This is a genomic window from Chryseobacterium shigense (assembly GCF_014207845.1).
In the GTDB taxonomy this organism is placed as follows: Bacteria; Bacteroidota; Bacteroidia; order Flavobacteriales; family Weeksellaceae; genus Chryseobacterium; species Chryseobacterium shigense_A.
This window is the reverse complement of record NZ_JACHLC010000002.1, coordinates 271090-287687: the sequence shown is the minus strand read 5'-3', so window position 1 is coordinate 287687 and position 16598 is coordinate 271090. Positions and strand designations below refer to the sequence as shown.

Genomic DNA, 16598 nt, shown 5'->3' with positions numbered 1-16598 from the left:
AAGCATTTGTATCATTCATTAAAATAAAGCCTAATGTTAACAAAATTTATAATTTCAAAAAATAAAATAGGTATACTTTTTGCAATAGCTACGTTAATAAATCGGACAAAATATGAAAAAAGAAGTCGGCGTTTTACTGGCAGGAGGAGTTGGTCTTTTGGCAGTATTAAGTTTTATTGGCATTAAAAAAATATTGACTAAAAAAGATAAAAAATATAGTGATACCTATTCGGATTATCACAGACACTTCGATGGTAAAAATCACGATGATGAATACCATGGAGTGGAGTTTTATGCAATGAAGTAGTAAAAGAATATATTTAATCATGTTTAAATCCGGCTCCTTTGAAGGGGCCGGATTTTTTGTGGATAACTTTGTGTTAAAACTCACTATTTTATAAGAAAACCATTCTAATTTTACATAACAATGCAGAACGAAGATTTCATAAAAGGACAGGGGGCACAGCGGAACGTAATCAATCGTTTCGACAGGTATACCTATGAGCCTGAAGATGAAGATTTCGAGACTGTAAAAACCTCTTTTACGGAAGTTTTCCCGAAAACCATTGTAAATCAGGTGAAAAGTGAGGATCTTCCCATGGAATATTCCATGAATCCGTATCAGGGTTGTGAACATGGATGTTCCTACTGCTTTGCAAGGCCTACCCATGAATACTGGGGCTACAGTGCCGGGATTGACTTTGAAAGAAAGATCATGGTGAAGAAGAATGCTCCCGAATTACTGGAGAAATTTTTTCAGAAAAGGGGCTATCAGCCTGCTCCCATTCTTCTCTCCGGAAATACGGATTGTTATCAGCCCGCAGAAAGACAGTTTGAAATTACCAGAAAACTGCTTCAGATGTGTCTGGATTACAGACATCCTGTCAATGTTCTGACAAAAAATGCACTTGTTCTGAGAGATCTGGACATTTTGAAACCAATGGCAGAACAGAATCTGGTTTCCGTATCCTTAAGTATTCCTACTATTAATGAAGATCTCAGACGTAAAATGGAACCCCGGACAAGTTCGGCTCCGAATAAATTGAAAGCAATAGAAATTCTTACAGAAAACAAAATTCCTGTGCATGTCATGGTAGCGCCCATTATTCCCGGTTTGAATAGTGATGAGCCGCTTACTATTTTAAAAACCATTTCAGATGCAGGAGCTTTAAGTTTCGGGTACACAATGGTAAGGTTGAATGATACGGTAGAACCTGTTTTTGTCAAATGGATCGAGGCCAGTTTTCCGGACCGGGCACAAAAGGTTTTAAACCTTATCCGCTCCATGCGTGGCGGGAAGCTGGGAGATAAAAGATATTTTGAAAGGCAGAGAGGTGAAGGAAATATTGCCGAAATGATTCATAATACCTTTAAAATAGGAAGAAAAAAATATTTTGATGGAAGAGAATTTCCTAAACTTTCCACTGCAAATTTTACCGGAACGAAAGACCAGCAATTAAGACTGTTTGATTAATAGGATAGTTTTAAAAATCTTCTGTAAAATTCAATAGAAATGGGCTTTAGCCCATTTAACAAATAAAAAATCCAAAGGCTTTAGCCAAAACCTATTTAAAAAACAAAAAACCGCTTCCAAAAGAAAGCGGTTTTATTATGCCATAGTGATTTTCAACCTTACATAGTATCATCCGGACATTTAAAATCATCGCTGCAGGTTGCACAAACTACGGTGCCATTGCAGTAATACATACAGAATTCTGGTTCCGGAAGTTTAATTCCTCCTGCTCCGGAGATGCTTTTTAACTGGCTGCTGCTTAGTTTTTTTAGATTTTTCATATTGTTTTAATTAAAAATTTGATAGTAAAATAAATATAATCAAAATATTTTTAATCAAAACTAAAATTGATAGGAGTGAAAATTAAATTTTAAGTATTGATCAGCCAAAAAATGAAAGTCAATAATTAATCTGAAATAACCACAAGATGCAGATATTATAAAACAGATCAATTATTGACTTTTTTATGTTACTTTTTGATAAGACCTAATTCTATCAGTCTTTCATGTAAAAATTCTCCTGCAGTAGTATCTTCATACAGCTTAGGATTGTTTTCGTCAATACAGTTTTCAAGGGCATTTAGTGACATTTCGCTCACCGGGTGCATAAAGAAAGGAATAGAGTATCTTGAAGTACCCCATAATTCTCTTGGTGGGTTAACCACTCTGTGAATTGTAGATTTCAGCTTGTTGTTGGTATGTCTAGATAACATGTCTCCAACATTGATCATTAATTCATCCGGTTTTGCGATAGCATCGATCCAATCTCCGTTGTGGTTCTGAACCTGAAGACCTTTTCCCTGAGAACCCATCAAAAGAGTAATAAGGTTGATGTCTCCGTGGGCAGCAGCTCTTACCGCATCATCTGGTTCCTGAGTGATTGGCGGATAGTGAATCGGTCTTAAAATAGAGTTTCCTTCAGCAATCTTGTTGTCAAAATAAAACTCATCCAGACCAAGGTACAAAGCTAAAGCTCTTAATACATACTGGCCTGTTTTTTCAAGCATCTGATAGGCTTCTTTACCTACTTCGTTGAACTGTGGCAGCTCATCAACGATTACGTTGTCAGGATATTCGGATTTGTATTTTGAATCATCAGGTACATACTGCCCGAAATGCCAAAATTCTTTCAAATCACCTTTTTTGAAACCTTTTGCAGTTTCTTTACCGAATCCTACGTAACCTCTCTGGCCACCGATTCCTGGAATTTCATACTTCTGCTTAGTTTCTACAGGCAGGTCAAAAAAGTTTTTAACCTCTCCGTAGAGTTCATCTACTAATTTGTCATCAAGAAAATGGCCTTTTAAGGCAACAAAACCAATTTCTTCATAAGCTTTTCCGATTTCATTTACAAATTTCTGTTTGCGTTCCGGGTTGTCCGAAAGGAAATCACGCAGGTCTACACTTGGTATTTTATCCATTTTTAGAAATTTACGAATTACAAAATTACATTTTTTTAAATGAAATGATTCTAAAATAACTATTTATCAGTTAAATTTGCTGTATGAAAAAATATTCTTCCAAGAGAAGTATTCAGATACTTGCCCACCTTCTTCAGCAGTACGGAATTTCAGATATTATTATCTCCCCGGGGTCCAGAAATGCTCCCCTGGCGATTCATTTTTCTGAAATTGATGCCTTCAATTGTTACAGCATTGTAGATGAAAGAAGTGCAGCTTTTGTGGGAATAGGAATGGCGAAAAGTGAGAAAAAGCCTGTGGCAGTAACCTGTACAAGCGGTTCCGCTGTGGCAAACTATTACCCGGCGGTTACCGAAGCTTTTTACCAAAATGTTCCGCTTTTGATCCTGACCGCTGACCGGCCTACAGACTATGTAGATATTTTTGACGGGCAGACTATCAGGCAGAAGGATATTTTTCATCAGCATTCTTATGGTGATTTCCAACTTTTGGAAGACAGTAAAGAGAATGCAGAAGATGTTAATTTTGACATCATTAAAAAAGCAATTGAACTTTGTTTTGAGAAACAGGGACCGGTACACATCAATATTCCTTTAGAAGAACCATTATATGATCTGGTTTCCGAACTTCCGTCCTTCCCGACTGTTGAAAAAACGATCAGGCATAAAGAATATGAGCTCCCTTCCAATCTGGTTGCAGACTGGCATACGTCACAAAGAATCATGATTTTAGTGGGAACTAAAGATTACAGCCCGGAGCTGGAGAGCCAGTTGACACAACTGGTGAAAAACCATTCTGTTGTTGTATTGAGTGAAGCAAACTCTAATCTGTATCATGAGAAATTTTTCAGACATATTGACCGTTACATCTTCAATTTTACCGAACAGGACTATAAAACCTATGCTCCGGATCTCCTGATTACGGTAGGACAGAACGTAGTTTCCAAGAAAGTGAAACAGTTCTTAAGAAGCGCGCGCCCGAAACAGCACTGGCATTTGGATGAAGTCTGGCAGCCGGATACGTATTTTTCCCTTACGGAAAAGATCGAGGTAAAGCCTGAGGTTTTCTTTTCAAAGCTTCTGAAATTCATCAACCTTGAACCGAGGCCTTATTTCAATTTGTGGGATGTTTTAAGAGATAAAAAGGACGCCAGGCATGAACAGTTCCTGAATAAAGTGGAATTTTCAGATTTTTATTTCTTTAATAAAGCTTCACAAACCATTCCGGAGAATTACAATATCCATTTCAGTAATTCTTCCGCTATCAGGTATGCCCAGCTGTTTGATTTTGGAAAAAGAAAAATGTACTGCAACAGGGGAACAAGCGGCATAGACGGATCTACCTCTACCGCAATGGGCTTTGCTATTAAAAATACGAATCCAACCCTGCTTATTACAGGGGATTTAAGCTTCTTCTATGATATTAACGGCCTCTGGAACCAATATATTCCACCATTTGTAAGAATCATTATTTTCAATAACGGGGAAGGTAATATCTTTAAAATCATTCCGGGACCGGGTAACGCCAATCCGAATACCTTAGATGAATTTATAGCCACCAAACACCGCAAGCATGCCGAGCATCTGGCCAAACATTTTGGCTTTTCCTACATCAAAGTGGAAGATGAACCAACGCTTGACCGTGTGCTGGAAAATTTCTTCAAGCCGGATCTACAGCCTAAAATACTGGAAGTGAATACGTACGGTAAGAACAGCGCAGATGTGCAGAAGGCTTACTTTGAATTCATGAAAGGCTAAAGATCAAGATATTCCTCGTTCCCGGGTAAATTGGTAATCCTGTCAATAGGATAAATGAACATATCATCAAAATCATTCATAGCATTAATCAGCTGGAAATGAGAAAACTGTTTAATGTTCTGAAGGGTGATTTCTGTTTCTTTTATCTTTTTGTTTTTCAGGAGGTTCTGTCTCTGTACTCCATTCAGGAGATAAGTTGCAGGGGTAAACCAGTCCTTACCTTTCAGAAAAAGGATATTGGAAAAAGAGGTATCTGTGATATGATTATTTTTAACAATGATAATCTCTTCAGCTTTTGATTTCATTTTCATTTTATCCAGCTCCTTACGGTCTTCGAATTTAAAAGAATAATCGAAGCTGTTATTTTCAACCAGCTGGAAGCTATGTATTTCGGGGATGGCATAAGGAATCATCATGGTCCGTACCCTTTTATCCAGGTCATAGGAAAGCCTCAGTTTGAAAAGGCCGTCTTCATCATGCTCGAGGTTTTTAAAAATTTTGGCCACGTCAATAGAGCCTTCTTTCCCGAAATGGGCAAAAGTCTGGTTAATGCGTTTCTGATGTAGTTCCAAAAGAAATATCTCCTGGTCTTCTATTTTTATGCTTTCAATGAATTGGGACATAGATTTTATTTTTCATTTCCTGATATTCGTCTTCTAACCTGCTCATATGGGTTATACCACCGCCGCTTTTGAAATAAAGTTTGTTGCCCTCTTTTTCAATAAAACGGATCATCACACAGCTGTCGAGGTTTTCACCGTCAAACCAGCCGCACACTCCGGTATAATATCCTCTGTCGTATCCCTCTGCATCCAGGATTATTTCCAGTGTTTTAGGCTTTGGGGCCCCGAGGATTGATCCGGCGGGAAGCAGTTTTTTCATCAGACTGCCTATTTTTCCTGCAAATTCAGGTTTTACTATCCCTGAAATTTCAGAACTCATGGCATACAGGTCTTTCTGCTGTGTCCGGATGAGGTCTATATGCTGGAACTGGTCAACCTTTACATCATTTGCTACCATACTGAGATCGTTCCTTAGAAGATCCACCACCGTATAATGCTCAGCCTTCTCCTTTCTGTCGTTTTTCAAGACTTCAGCGGCGTTTTTCACTGAGGCATCAATGGTGCCTTTCATCGGGTAAGTTAAAATTTTGCTGTTAATAATCTTTACAAAAGTTTCAGGAGAAAAAAATACAAAAAAATCTTTATAAAATACTTTGTACTTCGCAATTGAGTGAAAAAAAATTTCCTCAAGGCTTAAATTCGTCTGAACTTCCGTTTTTCTGGTATAATTTGTAAGGTAAGAATTTCCGAGGTGAATATTTTTCTGAACTTTATCAAATCCTTTCTTAAAGCTTTCCAGTGTTTCCGGAAATGGTTTCCATTCAATTTTTTTATTGAGGGTGTGTTTTTGTTCTGAATTCGAAAACGATTGAAAATCAATTAATAAACCTGATTTTTCAATTTCATTTTCTTTGTATATTTCTACATTTTCCGAAAGGAAGTCGATCATGAAAAAATACGGAACCTTCTGAAGAGAAAGTTCGTCCATTTCCATAAATTTTTGATGATTCACTGAAAACATCCTGCAAAAATAATTAATGATGATTACTTTTGTAGAAATTTTTTTTAATGCAGGGCAAATATCCTCAGAAACCGGGAATAGATTTTATATTGAAGCAGGCTTTTTTCTATTGGAACAAGACTCTTTTCTTTCAGTTAATATTTTCAATCTTTTATTTTGGAATCTTTTTTACAGTAGTTTTCTTCTTTGACGGAAAGTATGGTATTCTGGATCAGTATGCGGAAGCGGCAAAATATGCAAAAGATGGTGTGGAGGCATATTCTGCACAGGTTTTAAAAATACAGGCCAACCCGGGATTCCGGTATTTTTCGTGGGCTGTTGTAGGGACTTCTATATTTCTTTACCCACTTAATATCGGGTTTTACCAGATTTACAGGAAAATCGATCTGAATGAAAAATTAGAAATGGGAGACCTTCTTGTAGGCTATAACGGGTTTAATTTCTTCAAATATATCGGGTATTATATTTTCTGGTCATTTGTTTATCTTTATACCTTTCAGACTATTATTCTGGCAGTTGTCTGGGTATTTGCCACCATTTTCGTAGCTCCGCTTATGTTTTTTACCAATAAGAGGATTTTTGAAGCTGTTTCACTAAACCTGCAGGCATTGAAAAAGTATTTTTTGGAAATACTGGTATGTGTTATTGTTGCGGTTTTCTTTAAATTTATGGGTTTTATGCTGTTTTTTATAGGCGGTTTATTTACGTTTCCTTTTTGGAATGCAATGATTTATTCTCTATACAAAACAATTTTCTTTGAAAAAGTTAAATTTTAAGCAGGTTTAATATGTTTTTATGCCAAAAAAAGTTAATTTTGGTGAAATCATTAAATATTAAACTATGTCAGAATTTAACGAATTTGACCAACAAGGGTCCGTTCCGAACAGAGATACAGGATCTATCATTTCCCACGCTTTTGAAATGTATAAAGGTGTTTTCCTTTACGGGATCGTAGCGATGATCATTTACCTTATAGGTGGTTTTGTAATCCAGTCTGTAAGTGGATTCAATTCCGCATCTATGATGGAAGAAATGAGGGATGCAGGCGGAGATTACTCAAATTTCAGCTACTGGAATGCTCCGGGATTCTCGCTTTATCTTTCACTATCCGGTCTTTTGGGTATTTTACTCGCTCCATTATATGTAGGTTTAATCTACATTGTGAATAAATATAACACAAAAAGCCAGATCGATTTCGCTGATCTGTTCATAGGTTACAAACAGAACTTTGTGAATATTCTGATTTACAGTATTCTTTCAGGAATTATTTCAAGTGTGGCCATGATGCTGTGCTTCTTTCCTATTATTTTTGTTTATCCGTTACTTTTATTGGGATATCCCATCCTATTATTCGAAAATGCATCGGCTACTGAAGCATTAGGCAAATCTTTCAATATTGCAAAAGAAAATTACGGAACGTTTCTGGGTACAACAGTACTTGGGGGACTGATCTCTGTTGCGGGGGTTATCCTTTGCGGAATTGGAGTTATTTTAACGGCTCCTTTTATGATGGTTGTGATGTATTCCGCTTACTGTGCTTTTTTAGGAAAACCAAGACAAATTGCATATAAACAGTAAGTAAACAACGAAATAAAAAGAATGAATAAGGATAAACAAATAAGCAATGTTGCAATAAAACAGGTTGCTCTGCTGGTCATCATTCTGGTGCTGGCCGGATTGATCTGTTTTAATCTGTCTTTGTTTATACCATCTGTACTTGGGGCAATCACTATTTATGTTGTCTGCAGAAGATATAATTTTTATCTGCAGGAAGAAAAAAAATGGAAACCCTGGCTTTCATCGCTTGTGCTGATGCTGGCAAGTCTCATTATCCTTATTCTTCCGATTTATTTTATTGCAGATCTTCTGATTGATAAACTTGGAAACGCCCAGGTTTATATGGCAAAATTCAATGTATTTCTGGATAAGATTCATTCATACATCTATTCAAAAACAAATTTTGATATTCTCAGCAAAGAGAATATGGATAAAGTAAAAAGCTCTGCCGGAAAATTTTCGACTTCAGCGCTCAGTGGTACATTTAATACGCTTACCGTAGTGATGTCCATGTATTTTATTCTTTATTTTATGCTGGCAAGCCCAAGATTGTTTGAGCGAATTTTAAGTTCTTCCGCTCCTTTAAAAAGAGCCAATATTTCTTTGATTGGCGAAAAGCTTCGAAAACTGATTATGGCGAATGCCATCGGGATTCCTGTTGTGGCATTAGGGCAAGGAATTGTAGGGCTTGTAGGGTACTTCATTTTTGGAGCACCAAGTCCGGTTCTTCTTTTTGCTTTAACGGCTGCTGCTTCCATGATACCGGTCGTAGGTGCTGCTATTGTTTATATTCCTGTGTGTATCTTTATGATTGCAGAGGGAAATACCGGTCAGGGACTGGGACTTGCCATTTATTGTCTTGTTGTTGTAGGACTTACCGATAATTTGCTTCGTTTTACCCTTTTAAAGAAACTGGAAAATATCCATCCTTTAAATACTGTTTTTGGAATTATTATGGGGATGAATTTATTTGGTTTTATGGGACTTATTTTCGGGCCGATCTTAATTTCATTTACCCTGCTGCTGATCCAGGTGTATAGAAATGAATTTTCTGATGAAGATACACCACCGGAACTTCAATTATCCAATAAAAATAATGATGAAGGCGGGACAACTAACCTAATTGTATAAAAGTGGAAGGGATAAATTCAGAAATATTAAAAGAGATCTGTATCGTAAAGATGCCGTTCGGAAAATATGAAGGGACAGTACTTGCAGACCTTCCGATAAGCTATCTGGAATGGTTTAACAGAAAAGGGATGCCTAAAGGTAAACTGGGAATGCAGCTTTCAACTGTTTATGAGATTAAGCTGAATGGATTAATGGACCTTCTGATCCCGATCAGGGCGTCTGTAAAATAAAAATCCGGAGTTCCAAGCAACTGAAAATATAAGTTTCGGGCGGCATCGAAGATGCCGCCCGAAACTGTTTTTACAATCAATTATTCTCTCAAGGCGGCAATCTCATCTCTGAGTTTCGCAGCTTTTATGAAATCAAGGCTTTTGGCCGCTGCTTCCATTTCTTTCTGTTTTTGGCCAATTATTTTCTCAATGTCTTCACCTCCATAGCTGGCTTTTGTTTCTGCAGCTTTCTGAAGGATCTCCTTTTGGGTATATTTTGGATCAGGGAAGTCTTTGCTTCTTCCCACAAGATTTTCCGAGATCTTTTTATTTAAAGCCTGAGGTACAAGTCCGTTCGATTCGTTGTGCTGTATTTGTTTATTGCGGCGGTATTTTGTTTCATCCAGGGCTGCCTGCATAGATTTTGTGATCTTGTCAGCATACATAATGGCTTTTCCATTTACATTTCTTGCGGCACGTCCTACTGTTTGTATCATGGATCTTCGGCTTCTGAGCATTCCTTCTTTATCGGCATCCAGAATGGCTACCAGAGACACTTCCGGAAGATCAAGTCCTTCTCTTAGGAGATTGACCCCAATGAGCACATCAAAAAGGCCCACACGAAGATCCTGCATGATCTGGATACGTTCTAGGGTTTCTACGTCTGAGTGGATATATCTTGTCCTGATTCCGAACTTTGTAAAATACTTTGTAAGTTCCTCAGCCATTTTCTTAGTCAGGGTAGTTACCAGAACTCTTTCGTCTGCATCAGATCTTTTCTGGATTTCTTCCATTAAATCATCAATCTGGTTCAAGCTTGGTCTTACTTCAATAATTGGGTCAAGAAGACCTGTCGGACGGATGATCTGTTCAATATAAGCTCCACCGGTTTTCTCCAGCTCATAATCAGCAGGTGTTGCAGAAACATAGATTACCTGATTCTGTATGGCTTCAAACTCTTCAAATTTAAGGGGCCTGTTGTCCATGGCGGCCGGAAGTCTGAAACCGTATTCTACTAATGATTCTTTTCGGCTTCGGTCACCACCGTACATGGCATGAACCTGGGGAACGGTAACGTGGCTCTCATCAATCACCATTAGGAAATCTTTCGGGAAATAATCGATCAGGCAGAACGGTCTTGTGCCCGGAAGCCTTCCGTCAAGGTATCTTGAATAATTCTCAATCCCTGAACAGTAACCCAGTTCTTTAATCATTTCAAGATCCAGCTCAGTTCTTTCCTGAAGTCTTTTGGCTTCCAGGGGCTTTTCTATGGAATTGAAGAAATCTACCTGCTTGACCATATCATCCTGGATATTTCTGATAGCGCCGTTTAAGGTTTCCTTTGAGGTCACGAATAAATTGGCAGGATAAATCTGGATCTGGTCAAAATTGGCTTCCACATTTCCGCTTACAGGGTCAAAGCTTTGTATCTTTTCAATTTCATCTCCAAAAAACTGGATTCTCACTGCATTGTCAGCATAAGCGGGGAAAATATCAATAACATCTCCTTTTACCCTGAATGTACCTCTTTGGAAGTCTCCCAATGTTCTGGAATATAGTGCATTAACTAAAGAATGAAGTAATGCGGTTCGTGTTACTTTTTCTCCTATAGCCAATGTAATAAGGGACTTGTGAAATTCTGAAGGGTTTCCGATACCATAAATACATGAAACAGAAGCTACAATCAGTACATCTCTTCTTCCGGAGAGCAGACTGGCAGTTGCGGAAAGTCGGAGCTTTTCCACTTCTTCATTAATGCTCAGGTCTTTTTCTATATAGGTTCCGGTTGTGGCAATATACGCTTCCGGCTGGTAGTAGTCGTAATAGCTGACAAAATACTCAACGGCATTTTCCGGAAAGAACTCCTTAAACTCCATGAATAGCTGTGCCGCCAGGGTTTTATTATGGGCAAGCACCAGAGTAGGCTTTTGTACGTTCTGTACAACATTAGCAACGGTAAAGGTTTTCCCGGAACCTGTCACCCCGAGAAGGGTCTGGTATTTTTCCCCGATCTCAACGCCTTCGGTAAGTTTCTCAATAGCTTGTGGCTGGTCGCCGGTAGGTTTATATTCTGATTGAAGATTGAATTTCATAGGAGATGATGTATACAACAAAAATACGAAAGAAATTTTTAGCCTTTATCAAGTATTTGGTATGAATATTTTTACCGCTTTTTTAATCAATTATACTTGGTTTTTTTCATATAGAAATATCTTTCATTCTAATCGGTGCGAGTTCTATAAATGCAGAATAAAAATTTATACCTCAAATTTTTGTGGCATTATTTTTCCATTTATCTTTTTACCACTAATCACAACACTATGAAATTCAATCAATTTTATGTACCGGCATTCAGTATTCTTCTGTTTTTGTCTTCATGCAACAAGAACAATGCGAATGCTCAGCAGAAAGGAAGCGACGGAAGCGTAGAAACCGAAAAACCGAATACGGACTATAAGCCTGCGTTTAAAGGTCAAACCCGGATTAAGGCTGTTAAAACTGCAACTGCTTATAAAGTAGAAATCCTTAGCAAAGATCTGGGCCGGCCCTGGGGGATTATTAATCTGCCGGATGGAAAATTTCTTGTTACCGATAAAAATGGTCATATGAATGTTGTTTCCACAGATGGAAAGCAGGTCTCTAAAATCGAAGGCTTTCCAAAAGTAGATTCAAAAGGGCAGGGCGGAATGCTGGATGTAGCTCTTGACCCTGATTTTAAAACGAATAATATTATTTATTTCAGCTTTTCAGAACCGTTTGGAAAAGGAAATCTGACATCAGTAGCGAAAGGAAAACTTTCAGCAGATCTTAAAAATATTTCGGAAATTAAAGTTATTTTCCGTGCAGAACCTTCGTATGACGGAGATAAGCATTACGGAAGCCGGCTTGAATTTGACAAAGATGGAAACCTGTTCGTAAGTACGGGAGAACGATCAGATAAAGTGACAAGGGTTTATGCCCAGAAAACTGATAATTATTTAGGCAAAATACTGAAAATTACCAAAGACGGTAAACCTGCACCGGGGAATCCTTTCATTGGAAAACAGGGTTATAAGCCTGAAATTTATGCTTACGGTGTAAGAAATCCACAGGGAATGGCTATTGATCCAAACGAATCACTCTGGGATGTTGAAATGGGCCCCAGAGGGGGTGATGAGATCAATCTGATACAGCCGGGGAAAAATTATGGCTGGGGAGATGTAACCTACGGAATTGAATATTCAGGAGCGAAGGTCGGAGACGGAATTACCCAAAAAGAAGGAACAGAGCAGCCGGTTTATTACTGGGATCCTGTGATCTCTCCAAGCGGAATAACCTTTTATACCGGAAATATGGAGGAGTGGAAAGGAAATCTTATTATCGGATGCCTGAGCGGTGAGCACATCAACAGAATTGTGTTGAAGGATAATAAAGTAGTAGGAGAGGAAAGGCTTCTGGCTGATCAGAAAGAACGTTTCAGGGACGTCCTGAATGGGATGGATGGGAATCTGTATGCCGTAACAGACAGCGGAAAATTATATAAAATCTCTAAAAAATAAAAAAGACTGCACCGTGTGAATGCTTTGTTAAATTAACTTTTCGGTTCCATTTTAGTTTCTTTCGAATAGGCGAAAGGTAATTTTTGTGTTAAAATTAACAGCATCTTTGATACAGCCTTCTTAATAAAAAAATAATATTTTAAAACTTGAAATTAAGTCTGGCAAAAGCCTGTCTTCCTGCAAAACCCATCTGTACAGGGTCAAAGATTCCTCCTGATTCTGTATTTCCGTCTACATGTGCTGTTTGAAGCGTTGGGTAGCGGTTGAATAGGTTTTTGCTTCCGATAGTCAGGTTGAAGTTTTTGGAGAATTCATATCCGAAAGAAATATCTGTGGTTACTTTTGCTCCATATAGCTGATAGTCATCTGCTCCGCCATAACCGATCAGTTTTACTTTGTCGAACCTTACAAGCTGAACATTGGCATTAAACTTATTAATCTTATAGTTTAAATTCAGGTTGACCTTTGTTTTTGGAGCAGAAGCTAAAATAAATGCCCTTTCTCTTGCGCTCAGATAAGTATCTTCTTTGCCTTTCAGCTTTTCTGAGGTATTTACTTTGGTGATCTCCATTTCGTTGTAATTTCCTGCTAGCGTGGCGGAAAGTTTCCCGGAGCCAAGATTTTCAGTATAACTTAAAATAATATCAATACCTTTAGTTCTGGTATCTAATGCATTAGAAAAAAACTGAGCCTGATCAATATGGTTATCAATTAGAATTTGACCAATCGCATCATCATCCTGAGTGAAGTTTCCGGTTAATACAATTCTGTCTTTTACCTTAATGTAGTATCCGTCTATTGTTGCAGTAAATTTCCCTGTATTAAATGTAAATCCGGCACTACCATTCAAAGATGTCTCTTGTTTTAATTGAGGAATTATAAGTTTTGCTAAATCACTATCATTAGCAGCAAGTTGGATGGTAACCAGATTTCCTCCTTGAAAATTTGTAAACTGGAGACTATAGAATTTCTGTGCAAGAGAAGGAGCCCTGAATCCTGTAGAAACCGAGCCTCTGAATGCCAATTGAGGGGTAATGGCATAACGGGTTGCAAATTTACCGTTCAAAGTACTTCCGAAATCACTATAGTTTTCAAACCTTCCAGCCACACTGATCATCCAGTTTTTGGTAATATCAAGCTCAGTATCAATATATGCGGCAAAATTGTTCCTGTTTTTCTTAAATTCCTGTGAATATCCGGGAAAGCCCTGCGAACCACCAGGACGCACATCGCCTGAAAGCGGATTTATAACCAGTAAACTTCCGGGAGTGCTTGCCGTTACAACATTTCCGTTGATATCATACATGGCATAAGACGCTTCTTCTCCTTTAATGATCTCAAACTGCTCATACCTGAATTCAGAACCGAAGGCAACGTTCAGTCCTTTAAGAACATTGAATTGCTTTGATGAATTAAAGCCTGTTGTATTTTGTAAAAGAGCATGACCGCCGGCATTGAAACTTGTAGGGGAATTTACTCCCAGTGTCGCATTTATAGTGTTGTCTATCTGATAAGTAAACCTATTGCTTCCGAAGGCATTGTAGAAATCTACATCCCAATCGGCAACTTTAAATTTCAATCCGTTGTCAAAAGTAAAATCCGTAATGCTGGTATCTTCTATAGGATTAAACCCGTTAGGATATATTTCAGGAATATTTCCGTCTGCATCCGGTGTTCTTGTCCAGGCGTAAGCATTGGTCTTACGATAGGAAAACCCCTGGCGGGAATAGAATTTCAGTCCATCGGATAAAGGTAATTCTATGTTTCCGAAGAAATAAATATTCTGGGACTTTGCATCTCCAAACCTTTCTCTTGGTGATGTGTATTTCTCCGGGTTTGCGTTTCTTATGGTACGGTCCTTATTGATAAATTCTACGGTGAAGTTACCAAAGCCTCCTTTATTGCCTATTTTTGTTCCTAAATTTCCACTGAAATCAAAAGTGGTTCCGTCTATTTTATGATCTGAAACCACATCATTATTTCCCGGGCTTTTAAAAAGATTCATTCCGTAAAAAGCATTGCCTTCAAAACCGTGGTTGCGGTCATTAAGAATAACATTGATCACTCCGGCAATGGCATCAGAACCGTATTGTGCGGAAGCTCCGTCACGGAGAACCTCGATCCTTTTTATTGCCCCGATGGGAATGGTATTCATATCCGATCCCGTATTTCCTCTGCCTTTCGTTCCGAAGACATTGATCAGTGAAGACTGGTGGTATCTTTTTCCGTTCAGTAAGAGAAGTGTTTGATCCGGCCCAAGTCCGCGAAGTGTTGCCGGGTCTGTTGCATCGGCCCCGTCTGATCCGGATTGTTTGTTGGAGTTAAAAGAAGGAGCGCTGAACTGAAGAAGCTGGTTTACTTCTATTTGCCCGGTTGACTGGCTTACCTGCTTGATATCAATTACATCTACAGGAACCGGAGTGTTGATAACCGTCCTTTTCTTATTCCGGCTTCCGGTGATGGAAACCTCATCTATTTTTGATTCTTTGGAAATTGTATCATTTGTATTTTGTGAATACAGCATAGATACGGTCCCTAAAAAAAGAACGCTTGTGTACTTCAATCTCATATTTCGTATTTAAGTTGTGATTGTATCAAAAATATTGAATTTTACTGTCAAATCAACATGAAAATATGCTATTGTGTAAGAATTTTTTAAAACAAATTAAATTTTCATTAAATCAAGAAAATTATTAATCAATATCATTTAAATAGCGAAAAATTTTAACGTTAAAAGCTTCTGATTATTCGGTCGAGTCCCTCTTCCAGAATTTCCCGGGAAGTGGAAAAGCAAATTCTGATATGACCTTCAGCGCCCTTTCCAAACCATCTTTCGGAACCGGGAACTACGGCTACTTTTCCGTGGTGCAGTACATGTTGGGTGAATTCATCGCTGGTTAAATTGTTTTTAATCTCCGGAAATAATACGAAAGTGGCTTCAGGCAAATTCGGGCTTAGGATTTCCGAACGGCTAAGAATGTTGAATGCGAGATCCCTGTTCTGCTGCAGGTGGCTCAAAAATTCTTTATACCAGGGTTTTGCTTTTTCCAGGGCTACACTGGCGGCAATCTGCGAAAGTGTGGAAACGCCCTCTATCGTAGAATTGAAATTGGATTTTTCTGTAAAATCATCAAGGATTTCTTGGTCATTACATAAAACAGCACCAATCCTTAATCCTGCAATTCCAAATGATTTTGAAAACCCATAAACTGTAAAACTCTTTCTTTTTGCTTCCTCAGAAACGGATGAATAGGTGTGAAAATCCCGGTTGTCGTAAACGATATCACTCCAGATTTCGTCACTCATTATCCAAAGATCATGGGCAGACGCTATTTCGGAGAATTTTTTCAAAACTTCTTTAGAATATACTTTTCCAAGCGGATTGTGGGGGTTGCAAATGCTGATCAACTTTGTTTTCGGATTGATGAGCTCTGTCAGTTTTTCAAAATTGATGTCCCCTGTTATGTGATCTACAGGGCATAATTTTACAGTTCCGCCTGCTGCTTCCACGGATCTTTTAAAGAGAAAATCTACCGGATCTAAAATAACGGCTTCATCTCCGGGTTTTAAAACATAGGATGCAATAAGGAACATTCCCTGGGCAGCACTGTTGACGGCAAGTACATTTTCCGGGGTAAAACTGCCATGTTTCTCTGTGTTGAAATGTTCTGCAACGTTTTTTTTGAATTCGGGAAGTCCGGAGAACGGGCCATAGCTCAGATATCCGTCTTTGATGTATTCTATAATTCCCTGCTCGATTTCGGGGGCGGTCCTGAAGTCGGGATCAGCAGCTGTGAGTGGAATAATTCCTTCTTCTATGGCTGCCCATCGTCCGTTATAGGCTTTTCTCTTTAAAGCGTCAAAGTTAATATCGTTGTTGGTAAACAT

At 38.3% G+C, this 16598-nt stretch carries 15 protein-coding genes; 8 read left to right on the top strand and 7 right to left on the bottom strand.

Annotation, left to right across the window (positions count from 1 at the left end):
- Positions 1–112: 112 nt before the first annotated feature.
- Positions 113–307, top strand: coding sequence for a hypothetical protein (locus HNP36_RS11065; RefSeq protein WP_184163071.1), 195 nt, complete (start codon positions 113–115; stop codon positions 305–307).
- Positions 308–427: 120 nt separating this feature from the next.
- On the top strand, positions 428–1474 hold the full coding sequence (locus tag HNP36_RS11060; RefSeq protein ID WP_184163068.1) for a PA0069 family radical SAM protein: 1047 nt from the start codon (positions 428–430) through the stop codon (positions 1472–1474).
- A 158-nt stretch (positions 1475–1632) separates the two neighbouring features.
- On the opposite strand, the gene HNP36_RS11055 is transcribed toward HNP36_RS11060, so the two are convergent.
- Both HNP36_RS11055 and HNP36_RS11050 read right to left on the bottom strand, forming a co-directional pair.
- Complete coding sequence (locus HNP36_RS11055; RefSeq protein ID WP_184163065.1) at positions 1633–1794, bottom strand: bacteriocin-like protein; 162 nt, start codon at positions 1792–1794, stop codon at positions 1633–1635.
- A gap of 188 nt (positions 1795–1982) precedes the next feature.
- Entirely contained in the window at positions 1983–2933 is a 951-nt protein-coding gene (locus tag HNP36_RS11050) for an isopenicillin N synthase family dioxygenase (RefSeq protein WP_184163062.1), read from the bottom strand.
- An 83-nt stretch (positions 2934–3016) separates the two neighbouring features.
- On the opposite strand from HNP36_RS11050, the gene menD reads away from it, so the two are divergent.
- On the top strand, positions 3017–4690 hold the full coding sequence (gene menD / locus HNP36_RS11045) for a 2-succinyl-5-enolpyruvyl-6-hydroxy-3-cyclohexene-1-carboxylic-acid synthase (protein WP_184163058.1): 1674 nt from the start codon (positions 3017–3019) through the stop codon (positions 4688–4690).
- On the opposite strand, the gene HNP36_RS11040 is transcribed toward menD, so the two are convergent.
- Entirely contained in the window at positions 4687–5313 is a 627-nt protein-coding gene (locus HNP36_RS11040) for an aminotransferase class IV (protein WP_184163055.1), read from the bottom strand. The two genes, menD and HNP36_RS11040, sit on opposite strands and share 4 nt — an antisense overlap.
- Positions 5297–6274, bottom strand: a complete 978-nt coding sequence (locus tag HNP36_RS11035; protein WP_184163053.1) for an aminodeoxychorismate synthase component I — start codon at positions 6272–6274, stop codon at positions 5297–5299. The genes HNP36_RS11040 and HNP36_RS11035 overlap by 17 nt, the downstream gene beginning before the upstream one ends.
- A 47-nt stretch (positions 6275–6321) precedes the next feature.
- On the opposite strand from HNP36_RS11035, the gene HNP36_RS11030 reads away from it, so the two are divergent.
- The 4 genes from HNP36_RS11030 to HNP36_RS11015 all read left to right on the top strand — a co-directional run bounded on the left by HNP36_RS11030 (position 6322) and on the right by HNP36_RS11015 (position 9192).
- On the top strand, positions 6322–7050 hold the full coding sequence (locus HNP36_RS11030; protein ID WP_184163050.1) for a hypothetical protein: 729 nt from the start codon (positions 6322–6324) through the stop codon (positions 7048–7050).
- A gap of 64 nt (positions 7051–7114) precedes the next feature.
- Positions 7115–7852 carry a beta-carotene 15,15'-monooxygenase gene (locus HNP36_RS11025; RefSeq protein WP_184163047.1) on the top strand — a complete coding sequence of 246 codons (738 nt, stop codon included), beginning with the start codon at positions 7115–7117 and terminating at the stop codon, positions 7850–7852.
- Between the two features lie 21 nt (positions 7853–7873).
- Positions 7874–8962 carry an AI-2E family transporter gene (locus tag HNP36_RS11020; protein ID WP_184163044.1) on the top strand — a complete coding sequence of 363 codons (1089 nt, stop codon included), beginning with the start codon at positions 7874–7876 and terminating at the stop codon, positions 8960–8962.
- Positions 8963–8973: 11 nt separating this feature from the next.
- Entirely contained in the window at positions 8974–9192 is a 219-nt protein-coding gene (locus HNP36_RS11015) for a DUF3820 family protein (RefSeq protein ID WP_184165177.1), read from the top strand.
- An 80-nt stretch (positions 9193–9272) separates the two neighbouring features.
- On the opposite strand, the gene uvrB is transcribed toward HNP36_RS11015, so the two are convergent.
- A complete protein-coding gene (gene uvrB / locus HNP36_RS11010) occupies positions 9273–11264 on the bottom strand; it encodes an excinuclease ABC subunit UvrB (RefSeq protein WP_184163041.1) in 1992 nt (663 codons plus the stop codon).
- Positions 11265–11492: 228 nt separating this feature from the next.
- Between uvrB and HNP36_RS11005 the strand changes: the two genes are divergently transcribed.
- Positions 11493–12710 carry a PQQ-dependent sugar dehydrogenase gene (locus HNP36_RS11005; protein ID WP_184163038.1) on the top strand — a complete coding sequence of 406 codons (1218 nt, stop codon included), beginning with the start codon at positions 11493–11495 and terminating at the stop codon, positions 12708–12710.
- Between the two features lie 139 nt (positions 12711–12849).
- On the opposite strand, the gene HNP36_RS11000 is transcribed toward HNP36_RS11005, so the two are convergent.
- Both HNP36_RS11000 and HNP36_RS10995 read right to left on the bottom strand, forming a co-directional pair.
- A complete protein-coding gene (locus HNP36_RS11000; protein WP_184163034.1) occupies positions 12850–15279 on the bottom strand; it encodes a TonB-dependent receptor plug domain-containing protein in 2430 nt (809 codons plus the stop codon).
- Positions 15280–15440: 161 nt separating this feature from the next.
- Entirely contained in the window at positions 15441–16598 is a 1158-nt protein-coding gene (locus tag HNP36_RS10995) for a pyridoxal phosphate-dependent aminotransferase (RefSeq protein ID WP_184163031.1), read from the bottom strand.

Coding starts and splice junctions, on each gene's coding strand:
- HNP36_RS11065 (WP_184163071.1), top strand. CDS start 113: ATGAAAAAAGAAGTCGGCGTTTTACTGGCAGGAGGAGTTGGTCTTTTG.
- HNP36_RS11060 (WP_184163068.1), top strand. CDS start 428: ATGCAGAACGAAGATTTCATAAAAGGACAGGGGGCACAGCGGAACGTA.
- HNP36_RS11055 (WP_184163065.1), bottom strand. CDS start 1,794: ATGAAAAATCTAAAAAAACTAAGCAGCAGCCAGTTAAAAAGCATCTCC.
- HNP36_RS11050 (WP_184163062.1), bottom strand. CDS start 2,933: ATGGATAAAATACCAAGTGTAGACCTGCGTGATTTCCTTTCGGACAAC.
- menD (WP_184163058.1), top strand. CDS start 3,017: ATGAAAAAATATTCTTCCAAGAGAAGTATTCAGATACTTGCCCACCTT.
- HNP36_RS11040 (WP_184163055.1), bottom strand. CDS start 5,313: ATGTCCCAATTCATTGAAAGCATAAAAATAGAAGACCAGGAGATATTT.
- HNP36_RS11035 (WP_184163053.1), bottom strand. CDS start 6,274: ATGTTTTCAGTGAATCATCAAAAATTTATGGAAATGGACGAACTTTCT.
- HNP36_RS11030 (WP_184163050.1), top strand. CDS start 6,322: ATGCAGGGCAAATATCCTCAGAAACCGGGAATAGATTTTATATTGAAG.
- HNP36_RS11025 (WP_184163047.1), top strand. CDS start 7,115: ATGTCAGAATTTAACGAATTTGACCAACAAGGGTCCGTTCCGAACAGA.
- HNP36_RS11020 (WP_184163044.1), top strand. CDS start 7,874: ATGAATAAGGATAAACAAATAAGCAATGTTGCAATAAAACAGGTTGCT.
- uvrB (WP_184163041.1), bottom strand. CDS start 11,264: ATGAAATTCAATCTTCAATCAGAATATAAACCTACCGGCGACCAGCCA.
- HNP36_RS11005 (WP_184163038.1), top strand. CDS start 11,493: ATGAAATTCAATCAATTTTATGTACCGGCATTCAGTATTCTTCTGTTT.
- HNP36_RS11000 (WP_184163034.1), bottom strand. CDS start 15,279: ATGAGATTGAAGTACACAAGCGTTCTTTTTTTAGGGACCGTATCTATG.
- HNP36_RS10995 (WP_184163031.1), bottom strand. CDS start 16,598: ATGTTTACCAACAACGATATTAACTTTGACGCTTTAAAGAGAAAAGCC.